Annotated in this window: 19 protein-coding genes; 18 read left to right on the top strand and 1 reads right to left on the bottom strand. The window is 38.6% G+C overall.

Annotated elements, in window-relative coordinates:
- The first annotated feature begins 9 nt into the window (after positions 1 to 9).
- From B7695_RS00790 to B7695_RS00770, 5 genes are all read left to right on the top strand, one after another.
- Entirely contained in the window at positions 10 to 492 is a 483-nt protein-coding gene (locus B7695_RS00790; RefSeq protein WP_084889329.1) for a GNAT family N-acetyltransferase, read from the top strand.
- A complete protein-coding gene (locus tag B7695_RS00785; RefSeq protein ID WP_084889328.1) occupies positions 468 to 962 on the top strand; it encodes a GNAT family N-acetyltransferase in 495 nt (164 codons plus the stop codon). The genes B7695_RS00790 and B7695_RS00785 overlap by 25 nt, the downstream gene beginning before the upstream one ends.
- Before the next feature lie 80 nt (positions 963 to 1,042).
- Complete coding sequence (gene mltG, locus B7695_RS00780) at positions 1,043 to 2,794, top strand: endolytic transglycosylase MltG (protein ID WP_084889327.1); 1,752 nt, start codon at positions 1,043 to 1,045, stop codon at positions 2,792 to 2,794.
- 60 nt (positions 2,795 to 2,854) lie between these two features.
- Positions 2,855 to 3,337, top strand: coding sequence for a transcription elongation factor GreA (gene greA / locus B7695_RS00775; RefSeq protein WP_000818750.1), 483 nt, complete (start codon positions 2,855 to 2,857; stop codon positions 3,335 to 3,337).
- Between the two features lie 72 nt (positions 3,338 to 3,409).
- Positions 3,410 to 4,774 carry an amino acid permease gene (locus B7695_RS00770; RefSeq protein ID WP_192855699.1) on the top strand — a complete coding sequence of 455 codons (1,365 nt, stop codon included), beginning with the start codon at positions 3,410 to 3,412 and terminating at the stop codon, positions 4,772 to 4,774.
- Positions 4,775 to 5,051: 277 nt separating this feature from the next.
- Here the strand turns inward: B7695_RS00770 and B7695_RS00760 are convergent, their stop codons facing one another.
- Positions 5,052 to 5,975 (bottom strand): helix-turn-helix domain-containing protein, encoded by a 924-nt coding sequence (locus tag B7695_RS00760; RefSeq protein ID WP_084889326.1) that lies wholly within the window; start codon positions 5,973 to 5,975, stop codon positions 5,052 to 5,054.
- Between the two features lie 189 nt (positions 5,976 to 6,164).
- Here B7695_RS00760 and B7695_RS00755 point away from each other — a divergent pair, with 189 nt between their 5' ends.
- The 13 genes from B7695_RS00755 to nadE all read left to right on the top strand — a co-directional run bounded on the left by B7695_RS00755 (position 6,165) and on the right by nadE (position 17,607).
- A complete protein-coding gene (locus B7695_RS00755; RefSeq protein ID WP_084889325.1) occupies positions 6,165 to 8,819 on the top strand; it encodes a CAP domain-containing protein in 2,655 nt (884 codons plus the stop codon).
- Positions 8,820 to 8,821: 2 nt separating this feature from the next.
- Positions 8,822 to 9,178, top strand: a complete 357-nt coding sequence (locus B7695_RS00750) for a hypothetical protein (protein WP_000730921.1) — start codon at positions 8,822 to 8,824, stop codon at positions 9,176 to 9,178.
- A 10-nt stretch (positions 9,179 to 9,188) separates the two neighbouring features.
- Positions 9,189 to 10,280, top strand: a complete 1,092-nt coding sequence (locus B7695_RS00745; RefSeq protein ID WP_084889324.1) for a DUF6287 domain-containing protein — start codon at positions 9,189 to 9,191, stop codon at positions 10,278 to 10,280.
- 17 nt (positions 10,281 to 10,297) lie between these two features.
- Positions 10,298 to 11,314, top strand: a complete 1,017-nt coding sequence (locus B7695_RS00740) for a PspC-like choline-binding domain-containing protein (RefSeq protein ID WP_084889323.1) — start codon at positions 10,298 to 10,300, stop codon at positions 11,312 to 11,314.
- The gene (locus B7695_RS00735; protein WP_084889322.1) at positions 11,289 to 11,672 is read left to right on the top strand and encodes a hypothetical protein; all 384 of its coding nucleotides are present in this window, start codon (positions 11,289 to 11,291) and stop codon (positions 11,670 to 11,672) included. Before B7695_RS00740 ends, B7695_RS00735 begins: the two co-directional genes overlap by 26 nt.
- Positions 11,673 to 11,781: 109 nt before the next feature.
- Complete coding sequence (locus B7695_RS00730) at positions 11,782 to 12,192, top strand: GNAT family N-acetyltransferase (RefSeq protein ID WP_084889321.1); 411 nt, start codon at positions 11,782 to 11,784, stop codon at positions 12,190 to 12,192.
- A gap of 45 nt (positions 12,193 to 12,237) precedes the next feature.
- Complete coding sequence (locus tag B7695_RS00725) at positions 12,238 to 12,378, top strand: HAD family hydrolase (RefSeq protein ID WP_084889320.1); 141 nt, start codon at positions 12,238 to 12,240, stop codon at positions 12,376 to 12,378.
- Positions 12,379 to 12,560: 182 nt separating this feature from the next.
- Positions 12,561 to 13,406, top strand: a complete 846-nt coding sequence (locus B7695_RS00720; protein ID WP_084889319.1) for an ABC transporter ATP-binding protein — start codon at positions 12,561 to 12,563, stop codon at positions 13,404 to 13,406.
- A 15-nt stretch (positions 13,407 to 13,421) separates the two neighbouring features.
- Entirely contained in the window at positions 13,422 to 14,150 is a 729-nt protein-coding gene (locus tag B7695_RS00715) for a hypothetical protein (protein ID WP_084889318.1), read from the top strand.
- Between the two features lie 372 nt (positions 14,151 to 14,522).
- On the top strand, positions 14,523 to 14,732 hold the full coding sequence (locus B7695_RS00710) for a helix-turn-helix transcriptional regulator (RefSeq protein WP_192855698.1): 210 nt from the start codon (positions 14,523 to 14,525) through the stop codon (positions 14,730 to 14,732).
- Entirely contained in the window at positions 14,722 to 15,210 is a 489-nt protein-coding gene (locus B7695_RS00705; protein WP_000247411.1) for a DUF6773 family protein, read from the top strand. The genes B7695_RS00710 and B7695_RS00705 overlap by 11 nt, the downstream gene beginning before the upstream one ends.
- 115 nt (positions 15,211 to 15,325) lie before the next feature.
- Positions 15,326 to 16,786 (top strand): nicotinate phosphoribosyltransferase, encoded by a 1,461-nt coding sequence (locus B7695_RS00700; RefSeq protein ID WP_084889316.1) that lies wholly within the window; start codon positions 15,326 to 15,328, stop codon positions 16,784 to 16,786.
- Entirely contained in the window at positions 16,783 to 17,607 is an 825-nt protein-coding gene (nadE, locus tag B7695_RS00695) for an ammonia-dependent NAD(+) synthetase (protein WP_084889315.1), read from the top strand. Before B7695_RS00700 ends, nadE begins: the two co-directional genes overlap by 4 nt.
- The last annotated feature ends 203 nt before the right edge of the window (positions 17,608 to 17,810 follow it).

The following is a 17,810-nucleotide window of genomic DNA, read 5'->3' as shown; positions in this document are numbered from 1 at the left end:
GATATTCTTATGGAAATTCCAATTAAGATCATTCAGGCAAGTAAGTCTGATTTGCCTGAGATAGAGGCACTTCAGGCCACATCTTTTCCAGCTGAAAAGCAGCTGACTTCCCATATCTTAGAAGAAAGTATCCGTAAGTGTGCGGATACCTTTCTTCTAGCTAGGGATGAAAATCAACTTTTAGGCTATATTCTATCAAGTTCCCAGTCAGACAATCCGCAATGTCTAAAAGTACATTCTTTAGTCATTGAGTCTGACCATCAGAGACAGGGATTGGGAACACTTCTTCTTGCGGCTTTGAAAGAGGTGGCAGTTGAGCTGGAGTACAAGGGGATTCGTTTGGAGAGTCCTGATGGGCTGCTTTCCTATTTTGAAATGAACGGTTTTATTGATGAAGAAACTTCCCTTTATGCAACTAGCCAGGGTTTTAGTATGATTTGGTTTAATCCTTTTTATCTGGAGGTACAATGGAAATTAGGAAAGCAAGATTAGAAGATTTGGATCGGATTGTCGAGATTGAACTAGAAAATTTCTCGGTTGAAGAAGCCATTCCTCATTCTGTTTTTGAGGCGCATTTGCGAGAAATTCGGACCTCTTTTCTGGTTGCAGAAAAAGAAGGTAGAATCATGGGGTACATAGAAGGACCAGTTGGACCACACCGCCATCTGCAAGATCAGTCTTTTACAGAAGACATAAAAGACTATAGTCATGAGCGGGGTGGCTATATCTCTGTGACCTGTCTCTCTATTGCCAAGGAAGCACAGGGACTAGGACTGGGGCAGAAATTGCTAACAGCTTTGAAAGAAGTTGCTCTTGAAGATGAGAGAGAAGGCATTAACCTAACCTGTCATGACTATCTCATCGCCTACTATGAAAAATACGGATTTGTCAACGAAGGCTTATCCCAGTCAACCTTTGCAGGGGAAACTTGGTATGATATGGTCTGGGAAGCTAAAAAATAGGCAAGACAAGGCATCATAGGTTGCTTTTCCTAGACTTTTAAGATATAATATTATGGATTGTCAACGAGGAGGAAAAACTTTTGAGTGAAAAGTCAAGAGAAGAAGAAAAATTAAGCTTTAAAGATCAGATTTTACGAGATTTAGAACGAGTTAAAAAACATGAAGAAGATCAGGAGGAAGTTGATTTAGCTTCAATAAAACCCCAATTTTCTTCTAAAAATGACCAGTCGATAGAAGAGCTAATGGAAGATTCTCTATCAGCTGTAGAGGAGATTATGAGAAAAGCTCCTACCGTGCCTACTCACCCAAGTCAAGATGTACCAGCTTCTCCAGCAGATGAGATAAAAAGAGAAACTCTTACTGTTCCAAGCCATCCAAGTCAAGATGTTCCTTCTTCTCCCGCAGAAGAGGCTGTAAGACAAGCTCCACTTGCCCCTAGTCACCCGAGTCAAGAAGGATCTTCTACTCCATCAGCGGAGGGAGTATCAAGACCAACTCCAGGACCTGTTAGTCCTAGAAAAGTAGAAAAGGAATTTAATGAAATCCCAACGAGGGTAGCTGTTTCTTATAAGACAGAAGCTCAGAGAGAGGTAAAAAGAGAAGTTCCTACTTCAAAACCAGTAGAGGAAAAGAAAGTTGTAGAAGAAATGACTGCAACTCCACGTCGTAGCCGTCGTGAGACGGTTAAGTCACCCAAGAAGAAAAAATCAGGATTTAAGGCCTTCTTCATTTCTCTACTTATTTTCCTAGGTTTGATTTCAGCAGGTGCTTACTTCGGTTATCAGTATGTTCAGTCATCTTTACAGCCTGTGGATGCTTCATCTAAACAATATGTGACAGTGCAAATCCCAGAAGGAGCTAATGTTCAAACAATTGGTTCAACTCTTGAAAAGTCTGGTTTGATTAAACACGGAGTGATTTTCGCATTTTATGCGAAATATAAAAATTATTCAGATTTGAAGTCTGGCTATTACAATTTGCAAAAGAGTATGAGTACAGAAGATATCATCCATGAATTGCAAAAAGGTGGAACAGCTGAAGCTCAAGAACCTGCGCTTGCAAATTTAACAATTCCAGAAGGTTATACGATTGATCAAATTGCACAAGCTGTAGGTCAATTGCAAGGTGACTTCAAAGAGCCTTTAACAGCGGATGCCTTTCTGGCAAAAGTTCAAGATGAGAACTTTATCAGCCAAGAAGTTGCCAAATATCCTAGTCTACTTGAAAGCTTGCCTACAAAGGAAAGTGGCGTTCGTTACCGTTTGGAAGGTTTTCTCTTCCCAGCTACTTACTCTATCAAGGAAAGTACAACTATTGAAAGCTTGATTGATGAGATGTTGGCAGCTATGGACAAGACTTTGGCACCTCATTACAGTACGATTAAGTCTAAGAATTTGACGGTCAATGAATTGCTGACCATTGCTTCTCTTGTCGAAAAAGAAGGAGCTAAGACGGAAGACCGTAAGATGATTGCAGGTGTATTCTACAATCGCTTGAATCTTGGTATGCCACTTCAAAGCAATATTGCCATCTTGTATGCCCAAGGAAAACTTGGTCAGAAGATTAGTCTTGCCGACGATGCTGGAATTGATACATCGATTAATTCACCCTACAATGTTTATACAAATCTAGGCCTCATGCCTGGTCCGGTAGATAGTCCGAGCTTGGATGCTATCGAGTCAAGTATCAATCAGACTAAGAGTGAAAACCTTTACTTTGTTGCAGATGTGACAGATGGTAAGGTTTACTATGCTAGCAATAAGGAAGAACATGATCGGAATGTAGCTGAACACGTTAATAGCAAGCTTACTCAAAATAGTAGTTCAAACTAAGACTACACAAATGAGAATCTCAGATAGAGATTCAATATTATCGAAGGAAAGTTGAGAAAAATGGCAGAAAAAACATATCCTATGACCCTTGCAGAAAAGGAAAAACTTGAAAAAGAATTAGAAGAATTGAAATTGGTCCGCCGTCCAGAAGTGGTAGAACGCATTAAGATTGCTCGTTCATACGGTGACCTTTCTGAAAACAGTGAGTACGAAGCAGCTAAGGATGAACAAGCTTTTGTCGAAGGACAAATCTCTAGCTTGGAAACAAAAATCCGTTATGCTGAAATCGTCAATAGCGACTCAGTTGCCCAAGACGAAGTAGCGATTGGTAAAACAGTCACTATCCAAGAAATTGGTGAAGACGAAGAAGAAGTTTATATTATCGTAGGTTCAGCTGGTGCAGATGCTTTTGCAGGTAAGGTTTCAAATGAAAGTCCAATTGGACAAGCTTTGATTGGTAAGAAAACAGGTGACACAGCAACTATTGAAACACCTGTTGGTAGTTATGATGTAAAAATCTTGAAAGTTGAAAAAACAGCCTAATGATTAAAGGGAGTAGAAGGAGGGAAACGCCCCAATTACTCCCTTTTAGGTTTAAAAAGAATTGGAGACTATATGAGTTCAAAAAAGAAGCAAAATAAGATGGAGCGTGGTCTGACCAATCGTCACGTACAGGTTATGGCCATTGCTGGAACTATTGGAACAGGCCTCTTTCTGGGGGCTGGTCGTTCTATCAGTTTGACAGGACCTTCGATTGTTCTAATTTACCTGATTACAGGAGCTTTTATGTTCCTTATGATGAGAGCGGTCGGAGAAATGCTCTATCAAGATCCTGAGCAACATACCTTTATTAACTTTATTACTCGTCATTTGGGTAAGGGTTGGGGACATTTTGCAGTTTGGTCTTACTGGTTATCTGTTGTCTTTATCGGTATGGCAGAAATCACAGCTATCTCTCACTATGTTCAGTTTTGGTTCCCTAGCTGGCCAAGCTGGATGATTGAGATTGGATTTTTGACCATTCTAGCCTTGGTCAATTTGATTGCGGTGAAGCTCTTTGGGGAAGTTGAGTTTTGGTTTGCTATGGTCAAGATTGTGGCTATTTTAGCCATGATTGCAACAGGAGCCTTTATGGTCTTGACAGGCTTTAAAACACCTCATGGAGTAGCAAGTTTGGCTAATATTGCCGACAATTTCTCCCTCTTCCCTAACGGTGGAGTGAACTTTGTCATGGCCTTCCAGATGGTGTTCTTTGCTTACCTCATGATTGAGTTTATCGGGGTAACAACTTCTGAAACCAAAAATCCACGTCAGGTCTTGCCAAAAGCCGTTAAGGAAATTCCTTTGCGTATCGCATTTTTCTATGGAGGTGCCCTCTTAGCCATCATGGCTATCATTCCGTGGCGTGAACTTGCATCGGCTGATTCTCCCTTTGTTACAGTATTTGAGTTAGCCGGTATCAAGTGGGCGGCAGCCTTGATTAACTTCGTCGTTTTGACATCAGCGGCATCTGCTCTTAACTCAACTCTCTACTCAACAGGTCGTCATTTGTATCAGATTGCCCATGATTCGCCAAATCCATTCTTAAAAGCTATCAAGGCAGATACTCTTTCTCGCCATAATGTGCCACAAAATGCCATCATCGCTTCAGCAATCTTGATTGCCTTAGCAGCCTTTATTAACATCTTGCCAGGTGTTTCCGATGCCTTTGCCTTGATTACAGCATCATCATCAGGTGTCTATATCGCTATTTATATCTTGATCATGGTGGCACACCTTAAATACCGCAAGTCACCAGACTTTATGGCGGATGGCTATCTCATGCCCCACTATCATTTCCTAAATCCTTTAACCATGCTCTTCTTTGCCTTTGTCTTTGTAACCCTCTTTTTACAAGAGTCTACATTTGTAGGAGCAGTCGGCTCAGCTATCTGGATTATCGGTTTCGGGATTTACAGCCAGTGGAAATTTAGAAAATAGATTAATACTCAATGAAAATCAAAGAGCAAACTAGGAAGCTAGCCGCAGGTTGCTCAAAGCACTGCTTTGAGGTTGTAGATAGAACTGACGAAGTCAATAACATATCTACGGCAAGGTGAAGCTGACGTGGTTTGAAGAGATTTTCGAAGAGTATAAGGACTCATCAACTCAGGTTGGTGAGTTTTTCCTTTAAAATCAAGTCAAAAAGCACCAGAGTCTAAAGTGACTTTGGTGTTTTTGAAGTTATAAACATGTTACTCTGTATGGATGTTGATGGCTATTCTTCATCTTCCGTAGGGAATGGAATGCCCGTTTTATTCAGTCGTTGAACGTCTTGGATGAATATGTTCTTAGTTTCAAACAGCCATGCTAGTGGGAAGAGGTTGTTTTGGCTATCCATGTAATGAATAACAGTATTAGCTTGTTCAATAGCCTTAGGGTTATCTTGTCGAAGTAGATTGTAAACTTCATACATTTTTAAAAGAAATAGGGGAAATATTGCAAAATCGTAAGAGAATCCTTGAGATATTATTATATTCAACCTATAGATGAGCTTTTCTGCTTTATCGTAGTATCCATAGCGAGAATATGTTCTAATTAAAAACGTTCCAGTCATAGCATATCTGCGAGAAAAATACTCATCATTCTGAGAATCTTCCAATCCTTTAAGAATTAGTTTTTCGATGTATTCAAGGAATTTTAACTCAAAACATTGAATCTTAAATGATAAAAGAATTTCAATAATAGTAAAATCACGAATATAAAGAGTATCAATACTAAATATATAGTTGAGCAAGTAATTAATAGCTTCTACTTGAACAGGAGTCAATTTATCCATTTCATTTTCTTGATTTAAAATGGATAATTTTAGTATGTAATACTCTATGATATTCCCCCACTCACTTTTCTTTCCGAGTATTTGTCTAGCTTTTGTTCTATCATTTTTATACAATGCATTTAGAATTTGCATTACTCTTTTGGAAGTCTCATTTTTAATATGTAACACTTCTGCATAGTCTAACTCATCTAAATTAAATCTGCTCAAAATTTCAAAAAAAGTATCGACTTTGATAGAAGATAATCCTTTTTCAAAGCGACTGAGGTTATTGGGAGTAATGACATCTCCAGCAGCCTCTTTAAGGCTCATATTGCGATCTTGACGGATTTTATGAATGATTTCTCCATAGTGATTGAATTCCATGATAGTCTCCTTAAGCTTTATTGATTTTATTATAACTTAAATTTCTCCATTTTTGAAAAAATCTACTGTTTTTAGTAGATTTTTTTGGAAAATCTGGGGGGGGGATAAAATTCTACTATTTTCGGTAGAAAGTTCCAAAATGAGAATTAATTACAGTATAATATACAAAAAAAATAAAAAGGAGACAATATGAATAAAAAAGATATTTTGTTAGGTGCTGGTTTGACAACTATTCTTGTTGGGGCTGGTACTGTAAATACAACGGCTCATGCAGAAGAGGTTGATTCTAGTCAGCCTAAGCCTACGGTGAAGACGAAACCTGTTCATGTTACTGAACAAGATGTCAATACAGCGAAAGCAAATGTAGATACGGCACAAGCTGATGTTAATGCCAAACAAGGCGTTGTTGACCAAGCAAACGCTGATAAAGTAAAAGCTGATGACAAAATTAGCTCTATCAACAAAGACATTGATACCGCTAATAATGCAAACGCAATCATCAGCGCACAAAATGATATTATTGCTAGCAAAACTTCAGACAAGGCAAACGCGACAAATGATTTGAACACAGCTAAAGACGGTGAACGTGATGCACGCACAGCTCTAGACGACGCTAAAACGGCAAAAACAGAAGCTGACAATGTTCGCGACTCTAAGAAAGCTGATGTCGATAAGAAACAAGCAGACCTTGACGCGATTACAGACACTAATGTGCGTAAAAATATTACTGACACAAATGGTAAAATTTCAAACGTGGATAACGATTTGAATGCGAAAGGTGCTCAAATCACAGCTACAGACGCTAAAATTGCTGCGAAACAAGGTGAAATCGATAGCTATAGAGTTAAAGTTATTTCAACTGATTTGAATCCGGATGAACGTAACCATACAGCTCACGACAACCTAGATGATTATGCGTATAACCATGGACCATATCGTAACAAACAAATGGAACCTGTTAATTTCCAAGGTGTCGACATCAAAGAAATTGATGCAACTAAAGACATGATTGATTTCACAGAGGCTTTAGCGGATTATAAGAAAGAACCGTTTGATCCTGTTACTAGAAAATTAAAAGAACGTCCAGCATATCGTTACAAAGTTGACAATAAAGGATTTGCTGACGCGTTTGCCAAAATGCTCAACAAACTGCGCATCAATAACGGTTTATTGGGTAATATGACAGTGGACGAAGATTATCTTGCATATGCGCAAAAACGCGCGGATGAAATGCAAAACACGGGTGTTTTGAGTCATAACACAAACTTACAATCACCGAGTGACAAACCTCGCGTACAACTGGAAAATGATGTCGAAAACATTTCAGGCGGTGGTTATGGACAACTTTTAGGTCGTGACGGCGAGTATTTATTATTCAATCGAATCGTGACAAATGAAACATTAGCCTACGAAAGATTACTAGGTTGGTATTCTGACTATCACAATCTTCTAGGTAATAGCTATGGTCACCGTCTTAATTTGTTAGCCCCAATGGGTGGTAAAATGGGTCTAGCTATGTCCACAGTTAATGGTAAAGAAAAGACAATATACTTTACGTCTTTCAACGCGTTAGCGAGTACTGGTAACACTTATGGATGGGATGAAGATTATCAAATACTTTACCTAGTGACTAAAAGCGATTCCGATAAAAAATATCGGGCGAACGTCAACTCATTCAACGAAGATGACCCAATGAATCCGACATTCTACGGTAAAAAGATGAAGTTTATTGCGGACACGCACTATGTGTTTGTAAAACGTCAAATCATTGATGACAGACCAAAAATGCAAGCAGAGTTGGACGCTTTGAAAGCTCAAAAAGCGACACAAGAACGCGAACGTGATGTATTAGTTGCAAAGAAAGCTGACTTGACTCAAGAGTTGGATGCTTTAAACGCTCAATTGAATGATATTGCTACAGCGCGTACAAACGCGACAACAGCTCTAAATCAAGCAAAATCTGATTTGACCACACTTACAGCAACAGCTCAAGATAAAGCAGATGCTGTCGTTCAAAAACAAAAAGAGTTGGATAAGGCAACAGAACGTGTAAATGATGTAACTGCACGTATCAGCACAATTCAAGGTGAAATTGATGCTGCAATAAGTAAACGTGATGACGCTATGCGTGTACACGCACAATTGCCACAATTGCGTTCAAGTTTAACACAGGCCGAAGCTGATAAAACAAACGTGGAACAACGCATTACAGCGGCTGAACAAGACTTGGCGGATGCTAAAGCTCGTTTGACACAAGCACAAGCCGACCACAAATACAAATCAGATATCTTTTCAATCGATAAGATGCTAAATGTATATACTGATGGTAACCGTGTTATTTCAGCAATACCCAAAGTTGCTCCAACAGCAGATGAATTACCAGAGTTGGATATCACGGCTGACATTCCAAGTGATTTGAACACAAAACAAAATCCTGACGGTATTTCAGCAACACCAAAAGATGCCCCAACAGTAGATGAATTACCAACACTAAACCCTGACGAAGTTGAACAACCAAAAGTTGATGAGCCTAAGAATGAAAAACCTAAGGTAGAAGAGCCAGGCAAGGATCCAAGTCAAGAACCGAGCAAAGAACCAGGAAAAGAGCCAGGTCAAGAACGGGGCAAAAAGACAGGTAAAGAGCCAGGTCAATCTGGTGACCAAGATGTGAAACCTGTGGGACCAGCACCAAGCTACCAAGCACCAGCAGTTCTGTCTCAAGCGAAACAAGAAGCTGTACAAAAAGCATTGCCAAATACTGGAAGTCAAGTGAGCCTACTAGCTTTATTAGGATATGGCTTCTTAGCAGGATTAGGAATTGCTTTAAAGAAAAAAGAGGGATAAAATTGAAAAAGAAAGTTGCATTTGTATTATCGTTAGTAACTAGCCTATTGCTTTTAGTAGCCTGTTCATCAGCAGATGGGACTTATGTCTATCAAGGTAGCATGCCATTTATGGAAGAAGTAACCGTGACTATCCAAATCAAGGGTGATAAGGGACAAGTTCATACAAAAGGAAAAACGATTGGTTTCCTAACAGAGGGCCAGCAAACGGAGCATACATATGAGATGAAGGTCAACCAGAAAGAAAAGACTTTTGAATTATCTTCAATGAAACTAGGTTATGAGATTAAAGGCGGAGAGTTGACCATTACTTCAGATTCGACTGGTATACTGGCTGGCAAATCTTTTAAAAAGAAATAACGGAGGTATTATGTCCAAGAAAAGCATCTTTAGTGGCTTGTTAGTGGCTAGCTCAGTGCTTTTATTAGCAGCCTGTGGACAACAAGCTAGCCAGACAAGTGAGGGAGAGTCGACTGACGCTACAGTCCAAACCAGTGCTTCAAAAGATAAAAAAGCTGAACAAGCAAAGATTGATTACCAGATTGTATATCAGAATATCTTAGACTCCTATAGAGAGCGAGTTAAGGCAGCGCAAAATCAACAAATGCCACAGTACTCGACAGGTGATAAGGAAGAGTCTTATATTGATTCCATTTTGTTTGATTACAAAGGGATAGACATCAGCTATACTTTCTACGACATCAATAAGGATGGGAAGAAAGAATTGCTAATTAAGCAAGATAAAATTTTACTTGGGATTTATTATCTGACAGATCAGGGAGCCCAGCTGGTCAAGTCAGGTGGAGTTGCTGGGACAGGTGGAGAACGTCGTATACTCATTCCTTATGAGAATGGAGCGATTTCTTATCTAAATTTTAATGCTCCTAGACCTGAGGCTGTTGCTAAAACTTATCTCTTTGCAGATGGTCGTTATCAGGAGGCTAGTTCTGTTAACTATGATTTGAGAGAAACCAAGGATCCTTCAAGTTTACAAGGGCTAGATGGGATTAAAGAGGTGGATTTAGAAGGCTTGAACTGGTTGACTGTGGATGATTTTATGGTAGAACGTCCATTTATTGACCTAGAGGAGCAGGCCAAGGGTCCTGGTGCTCATCTGGCTGAGATTTACCAGAAAAACTTCAGCAGTATCAAAGGAACTTGGAAGAATAACAATGGTGTAGAAGTCACTTTTGATGAAAATGGGTTTACAAATGGCTTAGTCTTGACTGACACAGTACCTAAGATTGTAAATAATATGGTTCGCTTTGGCATGACCTCAAGCAGTGGTGTCGGTGGTGCGTCGGTTATACTTATTCCAAAAGGAGTTGTGCATCCAGATATAAATGTAGGTGATACCACTTTCAAAGATGCGTCTGACAGTAGCAAGGATCGTTTGTTAATTACCCAAAGTGTGGATACAGTGTCCAATCCAAACGAATTTTATTATAAGGTTAGTGAATAAAAAAGGAGAAAAAGAAGATGAAACTAAAACATGTATTGACAGGATCAGTAATGGGGTTGAGCCTCGTAACAGCAGGAGTTATCACAACAAGTGTACTCCCTACAAGCAGTGTAGAAGCTGCAGAATACCGTAAGATTTATGCGGATGTAACTGCCCAGATGGGTCTAGATGGAAACTTGTACTTGGAAATTGTTGGAGAACGTCCTGATGTAACTGTTGCAACTGGCCAGTATAAGGCTGTTGAAATTTTAGAAGCAAATACAGGACGGGTGGTAAATCCAAATACTTTCATTGTTATTAATCCAGTTACAAATGGGGAAGCTAAGAAAAATGTTGGTAGAGCAAAATTGAAGTTATCTTTTCTAAATGGGAACCCTTACCCAGATGGAACCTATCTAGTTTCATTTAAGGATTTGGTACTTTCTCACGAGTCAGGTTACTTTACTTTAGTTGGAGCAATTAAATTGACCATTAAAGATGGAGAATTTGTTAAATACGAAAAAGTTAACTTAAAGCCAACATCAACACCAACACCTGAGCCAAAAACTCCAGAACAACCAAGTGGAAAGAATGGTTGGGTAGGTCGTTCTTACTACCAACATGGTCAAAAAGTTATCAGCAAATGGATCTATGATTCACAGTATAAGTCTTATTTCTATTTGAATGCTGCTGGTGAGTATGTTGAAAATGCTTGGGTAGGGAATTACTATCTCAAGTCTGGTGGCTACATGGCTAAGAGTGAATGGATTTATGATGGCAACTACGGTTCTTACTATTACTTGACATCAGAAGGAAGCTATGCGCGTAATGCTTGGTCAGGAAGTTATTACCTCAAATCAAATGGTAAGATGGCTAATAGTGAGTGGATTTATGACAATAACTACAAATCATATTATTATTTGACATCAGAAGGAAGCTACGCTCGTAACAAATGGGTAGGAGATTATTACCTTAAATCAGATGGTAAAATGGCTGTTAGCGAACGTACACCAGATGGTTACCGTGTAGATGGATCTGGTAAATGGATTAAATGATAAGGGATTAAAGGAGATTCTTAAGAAAATTGATGACTACAGTAAGTCTGAAAACAAGAATAGCTCTTCATCTTCTTATACCCTAGAACCTCAAGGAACTTACTTAGGAATATTTTCATCAAGTGACAGTGCTTATGAAAATATTATTGGTCTAAGCATCATCTATAAAGTTACTGAAACCAAGTCAGATGGATTGAAAGATACTCAGTATAAAGACTATAGTTATGCTGCAGGAGTCAAAAAAGATGACAGTGTAGATATGGATAAGCTAGAGAAATTGCAGTTTAATACTACTACAGATTTAGAAGGGTTGAAGTCCTATTTATCGAATTATAAATTAAAAGAATATAAGCAGTGATAGTATTAAATTTGAAACTCATCAACTCAGGTTGGTGAGTTTTTGCTAGTTTGACAGTCTATTTAAATAAGACTATAATCAAGCTGTAACAGTATTTGAGGAGGTTTAGATGTACTTTAGATTGGAAAATAAGGAATCCCATAAATCACAAGAAATAGGGAATCTGATTCGTGTTTATAACCGTTCAAAAAGAGAAGAGGCTGAAAGTGAGCCATTGAATCTTTATGTTGAAGATGAGATGGGCAATCTTCTGGCAGGCTTAGTAGCAGAGACTTTTGGAAATTGGTTGGAAATTGAGTATTTGTTTGTAAAAGAGGAATTGCGAGGGCAAGGAATCGGTTCAAAACTATTGCAGCAAGCAGAAACTGAAGCTAAGAATCGAAACTGTCGTTTTGCTTTTGTCAATACTTACCAGTTCCAGGCACCAGACTTTTATCAGAAGCATGGCTACAAGGAAGTCTTTGCTTTGCAAGACTATCCTTACACAGGACAAAGATTTTATTACCAAAAGGATTTGTAAGGTGAATATGAAAGTATAAGGCAAAGAGGGGTTCTTGACATAAGTATGAAGGGGATTCTCGATAAATACCAGTTAAATCCTACAAATTGTGTCTTTCTAGACGATATTGAGGACAATACAATGGCAGCTGAGACATTAGATCTGAAAGCCTACCATGCTGTAGATGTTTTGAAAAAAATTGAATAAGCAGAAAACTCTCTATCATTTAAGTGGTAGAGAGTTTTTTTGCTAGTAAAATATTACAAAATGACATTTATATATTGCATTAAGTTAGATATATGATATAATGTTGTTAAAAAGAGGCGCAACTTTTTAAAATTAATGAGAATCAAAGAGAAAACCAAGAATATTAATGGAGGAATTAAAAAATGGAAGTTATAAATGTAAGTAAAAATTATGGTCATTCAACCATTCTCAAAGATATAAATTTCGCACTTAATAAGGGTGAAATTGTTGGTCTAGTAGGGAGAAACGGAGTTGGCAAGAGTACATTGATGAAAATTCTTGTTCAGAATAATCAACCGACTTCAGGGAATATTATAAGTAGTGATAATGTTGGGTATTTAATCGAAGAACCAAAATTGTTTTTATCTAAAACAGGTTTAGAGAATTTAAAATATTTGTCAAATTTATATGGTGTTGACTACAATCAAGAAAGATTTGGAAGTTTGATCCAAGAGTTAGATTTGACTCAGTCTATTAATAAAAAAGTAAAGACCTATTCTTTGGGTACAAAACAAAAATTAGCCTTGCTTCTAACTCTCGTTACGGAACCTGATATATTGATTTTAGATGAACCGACTAATGGTTTAGATATTGAATCATCACAAATAGTTTTAGCGGTTCTAAAAAAATTAGCTTTAAATGAAAATGTGGGAATTTTAATATCGAGTCATAAATTAGAAGATATTGAAGAAATTTGTGAGAGAGTCCTTTTCTTGGAGAACGGATTTTTGACATTCCAAAAAGTAGGAAAAGATAGTCATAATTGCTTGTTTGAGATAGCTTTTTCATCAGCTACAGATAAAGACATTTTCATTACCAAACAAGAATTTGGGGATATTGTTCAGGAAGAGGGACTGAAAATTACTATGTCTGGGAATATTCAAAGTAGTGAGCTTTTTAAATTTTTTAACGAAAACTCTATTAAAGTAGTTGATTTTGAAACTAAAAAAGAGACGCTTAAAGATATTTATCTAAATCGTTCAAAATAAAGGAAGGTTATAATCATGAAATTAAATAAATTGAATTTTCTTAAGGAAAATATAAGAGATTTATATTCATCGGGCGTAATATATCTCGGTTTGATTATCTCGTTTATACCGCCGATACTGGTTACATTCTTTATTCTAAAGACTCAAGGGACATCACTTGGTATTAAGCATATTTCAAATTTTTATGCTATGCTCGGTATGTTAATGGCTGTTATACATTCTAACCGAATTATTAGCAGGGATTTTTCCCGCAATACGATAAGTTTATTTTATAATCAACAGAAAAATCGGATGATTTACGTCTTGTCCAATTTTCTATATGCCATCTCAGTTTCCATTATTTATTCTTTGAATGGCATTGTGCTACTAGTCATCGTAAGTAAATTGGGTGTTCCAGGTGATTTAGGATTAGATTTTATAGTAGCCATTGTAGTCAATACAATTTTGTTAGTCCTATTTTATTTTCTATTATCTTACATTTTCTATTTATACAAATTGAAAAGTGGCTTAGTATTTGGTATTTTAGTAGCTTTGCTACTCTTTATCCCTAATATATTAAATACGATTATGATGAATACTAGTAATGATTTGTTTATCAAAGTAATTGAACTTCTTCCTTTTTATTCTTTACCTGTATTTGTGGCTTCAAATACGATGTCTATTAGTCAGTATCTTGTGGTAATCACTACAATCATTTTATTGTACTTTTTCACTCTCAAGAAAAGCAAGAAGTATTCATTTTAGTTTCATTTAGTATTATTTTACAGATTTAAAATCCAGCAAAAAATCAGTCATCTTGGTATGCTCCTGCTCTTGTTGTGTACACGTTTTTGTCTTATGCTAGACTCATTTCCAAAAGCATTATATAATAGTTATATGAAATCAACTAAATAAAAAACACAAGCAATCAAAACTCGTTTAAAAGACCCTACTAAAGCTAATACTAAACAAAACATCAAACTAGGAAGTTTATTTCAAACAATACAACATACTGATTTTAGGCTGAAGATAATATTGGAGTGCTAATTAATGAGGTTATAATAAATAGCTGACAGCTTGTGTTGGTTTTGGATTTTTTAAGAGTAGATGAGTATTAAAACTATAAGGAGGACGCAGGTGGCTAAAAATTTAAGATTAAAATTAGCTCGTGTGGAGCTTGATTTAACACAAGGTCAACTGGCAGAGGCTGTTGGGGTGACGCGCCAGACTATTGGTTTGATAGAGGCGGGAAAATATAATCCCAGTCTCTCGCTCTGCCAGTCCATTTGCAGATGTTTAGGGAAAACCCTAGACCAACTATTTTGGGAGGAAGAAGATGGTAAATAAATTCATTCATTATCAATTACTTGATGAAAGAGAAGAACAACTAATCAATAAAGCTGGAGCGGAATCCTTTACCCTTTTCATTGGACTTGTGCTTCTAAGCTATTTGGTGGCTGTATTAGCTCCCTCTCTTTTTAATCCGAATTTTCTAGTCTATACTCTGATAGTAGGAATTTTCTTCTTTTTCAACCGTGCCCGTTATCTGGGAGTGACCTACTATAGTCGTTTTCATTTTACGATTTTGGGTTGTTTTTTCCTAACATTGGCTATTACGGCTCTTTTGATGTTACAGAATTATCAATTCAACATAGAAATTTATCAGCACAATCCTTTGAACGTTAAATACCTGTCTGCTTGGGCAATTACTTATGTCATTTACCTTCCTTGGGTTTTTATCGGCAATCTTGGTCTGAAGAGCTATGGTGAATGGGCTCAGAAAAAGTTTGAACAAGATATGGATGAACTAGAGAGTGGTGAATAGCTTGTTACTCTTTTCTCAATCCAGCTAAAATGTGATATAATAGTACTAATTTATTGGAATGCATGAAAGTTTTTGAAAATTTTCATGTATTTCTAGTTAAGGAAGTAGGAAAAGTATGTATCCAGATGATAGTTTGACATTGCACACGGACTTGTACCAGATCAACATGATGCAGGTTTACTTTGACCAAGGGATTCACAATAAAAAGGCGGTCTTTGAGGTGTATTTCCGCCAACAACCTTTTAAGAATGGCTATGCGGTTTTTGCAGGTTTGGAAAGAATTGTGAGTTATCTTGAAGATCTGCGTTTTTCAGATAGTGATATTGCCTATTTGGAGTCTCTAGGCTATCATGGGGCATTCTTGGACTACCTCCGCAATTTCAAGTTGGAGCTGACCGTTCGTTCTGCCCAAGAAGGGGACTTGGTTTTTGCTAATGAGCCTATTGTGCAGGTGGAAGGTCCTCTAGCCCAATGTCAGTTGGTGGAAACGGCTCTTTTGAATATTGTCAACTACCAGACCTTGGTGGCGACGAAGGCAGCTCGTATTCGTTCGGTTATTGAAGATGAGCCCTTGATGGAGTTTGGAACACGTCGGGCGCAAGAAATGGATGCGGCTATCTGGGGAACACGCGCAGCGGTGATTGGTGGTGCCAATGGAACTAGTAACGTGCGTGCAGGTAAACTCTTTGACATTCCTGTCTTGGGGACCCATGCCCATTCTTTGGTACAGGTTTATGGTAACGACTATGAGGCTTTCAAGGCTTACGCTGCGACCCACAAAAATTGCGTTTTTCTTGTGGATACCTATGACACCCTTCGTATTGGGGTACCCGCTGCAATTCAGGTGGCGCGTGAGCTGGGTGACCAGATTAACTTTATGGGTGTGCGGATTGACTCTGGGGATATTGCTTACATTTCCAAGAAAGTCCGTCAGCAACTGGACGAGGCTGGATTTACAGAGGCTAAGATTTATGCTTCTAATGATTTGGACGAAAATACTATCCTCAACCTCAAGATGCAAAAGGCCAAGATTGATGTCTGGGGCGTGGGTACCAAGCTGATCACAGCCTATGACCAGCCAGCTCTTGGGGCAGTTTACAAGATTGTTGCCATCGAAGATGAAAATGGTCAGATGCGCAATACCATCAAGCTGTCTAATAATGCGGAAAAAGTGTCTACGCCAGGTAAGAAGCAGGTGTGGCGCATTACCAGTCGTGAAAAAGGCAAGTCAGAAGGCGATTATATCACTTATGATGGTGTGGATGTTGCCAGCATGACAGAAATCAAGATGTTCCATCCGACCTATACCTACATCAAGAAGACGGTTCGTAATTTTGACGCCGTTCCTCTCTTGGTGGATATCTTCAAAGACGGAAAATTGATTTACAACCTGCCTAGCTTGACTGAGATTCAGGCTTATGCTCGTAAGGAATTTGACAAGCTTTGGGATGAGTACAAGCGCGTGCTCAATCCGCAACACTATCCAGTGGATTTGGCGCGTGATGTATGGCAAGACAAGATGGACTTGATTGACAAAATGCGCAAGGAAGCCCTCGGCGAAGGAGAAGAAGAATGAGTTTGCAAGAGACTATTATTCAGCAACTGGGTGTCAAACCAGTGATTGATGCCCAGGAAGAAATCCGTCGTTCCATTGATTTCTTAAAAAGATATCTGAAAAAACATCCCTTCCTAAAGACCTTTGTACTAGGGATTTCTGGGGGACAGGACTCAACCTTGGCAGGGCGTTTGGCTCAATTAGCTATGGAAGAACTGCGAGCAGAAACGGGAGATGACAGCTACAAATTTATAGCTGTTCGCCTGCCATACGGAGTACAAGCTGATGAAGCAGATGCTCAAAAAGCCCTAGCCTTTATCCAGCCAGATGTCAGTTTAGTAGTGAATATCAAGGAGTCTGCAGATGCTATGACAGCTGCAGTTGAAGCGACAGGAAGTCCTGTTTCAGACTTCAATAAGGGAAATATCAAGGCTCGTTGCCGTATGATTGCTCAGTATGCCCTTGCTGGTTCCCATAGCGGAGCGGTCATTGGAACAGACCACGCCGCGGAAAATATCACAGGTTTCTTTACCAAGTTTGGTGACGGTGGTGCGGATATTCTCCCTCTTTACCGTCTCAATAAACGTCAAGGAAAACAACTTTTACAGGAGCTTGGTGCAGACCCAGCCCTTTATGAAAAAGTCCCAACAGCAGACCTAGAAGAAGACAAACCAGGTCTGGCTGATGAAGTAGCTCTCGGAGTCACATATGAAGAGATTGACGACTACCTAGAAGGAAAAATAATCAGCCCAGAAGCTCAAACAAGAATCGAAAACTGGTGGCACAAAGGCCAACACAAACGCCACTTACCCATCACCGTCTTTGATGACTTTTGGGAGTAAAAAGGTCCGGGGGACCTTTTTAGCTTCTTGCCCTGAAATTAAAAAGCAAGAAAAACCTCCAGTGGAGGTTTTCAGCCTCTCACCTTGAAATAAGAAAGTGAGAGAAGGTCCGGTAACTCGAAGAGTTCGATTTCGTAGTCTCACCCCCGCAACGATGACTAGGTTTGAAAGAGCTTGGTAAAGCGTATTTCAAACCAGACAGC

The organism is Streptococcus mitis (genome assembly GCF_002096845.1).
GTDB classification, from domain to species: Bacteria; Bacillota; Bacilli; order Lactobacillales; family Streptococcaceae; genus Streptococcus; species Streptococcus mitis_A.
The sequence above is the reverse complement of the archived record's forward strand: the minus strand, read 5'-3'. Positions and strand labels throughout refer to the sequence as shown.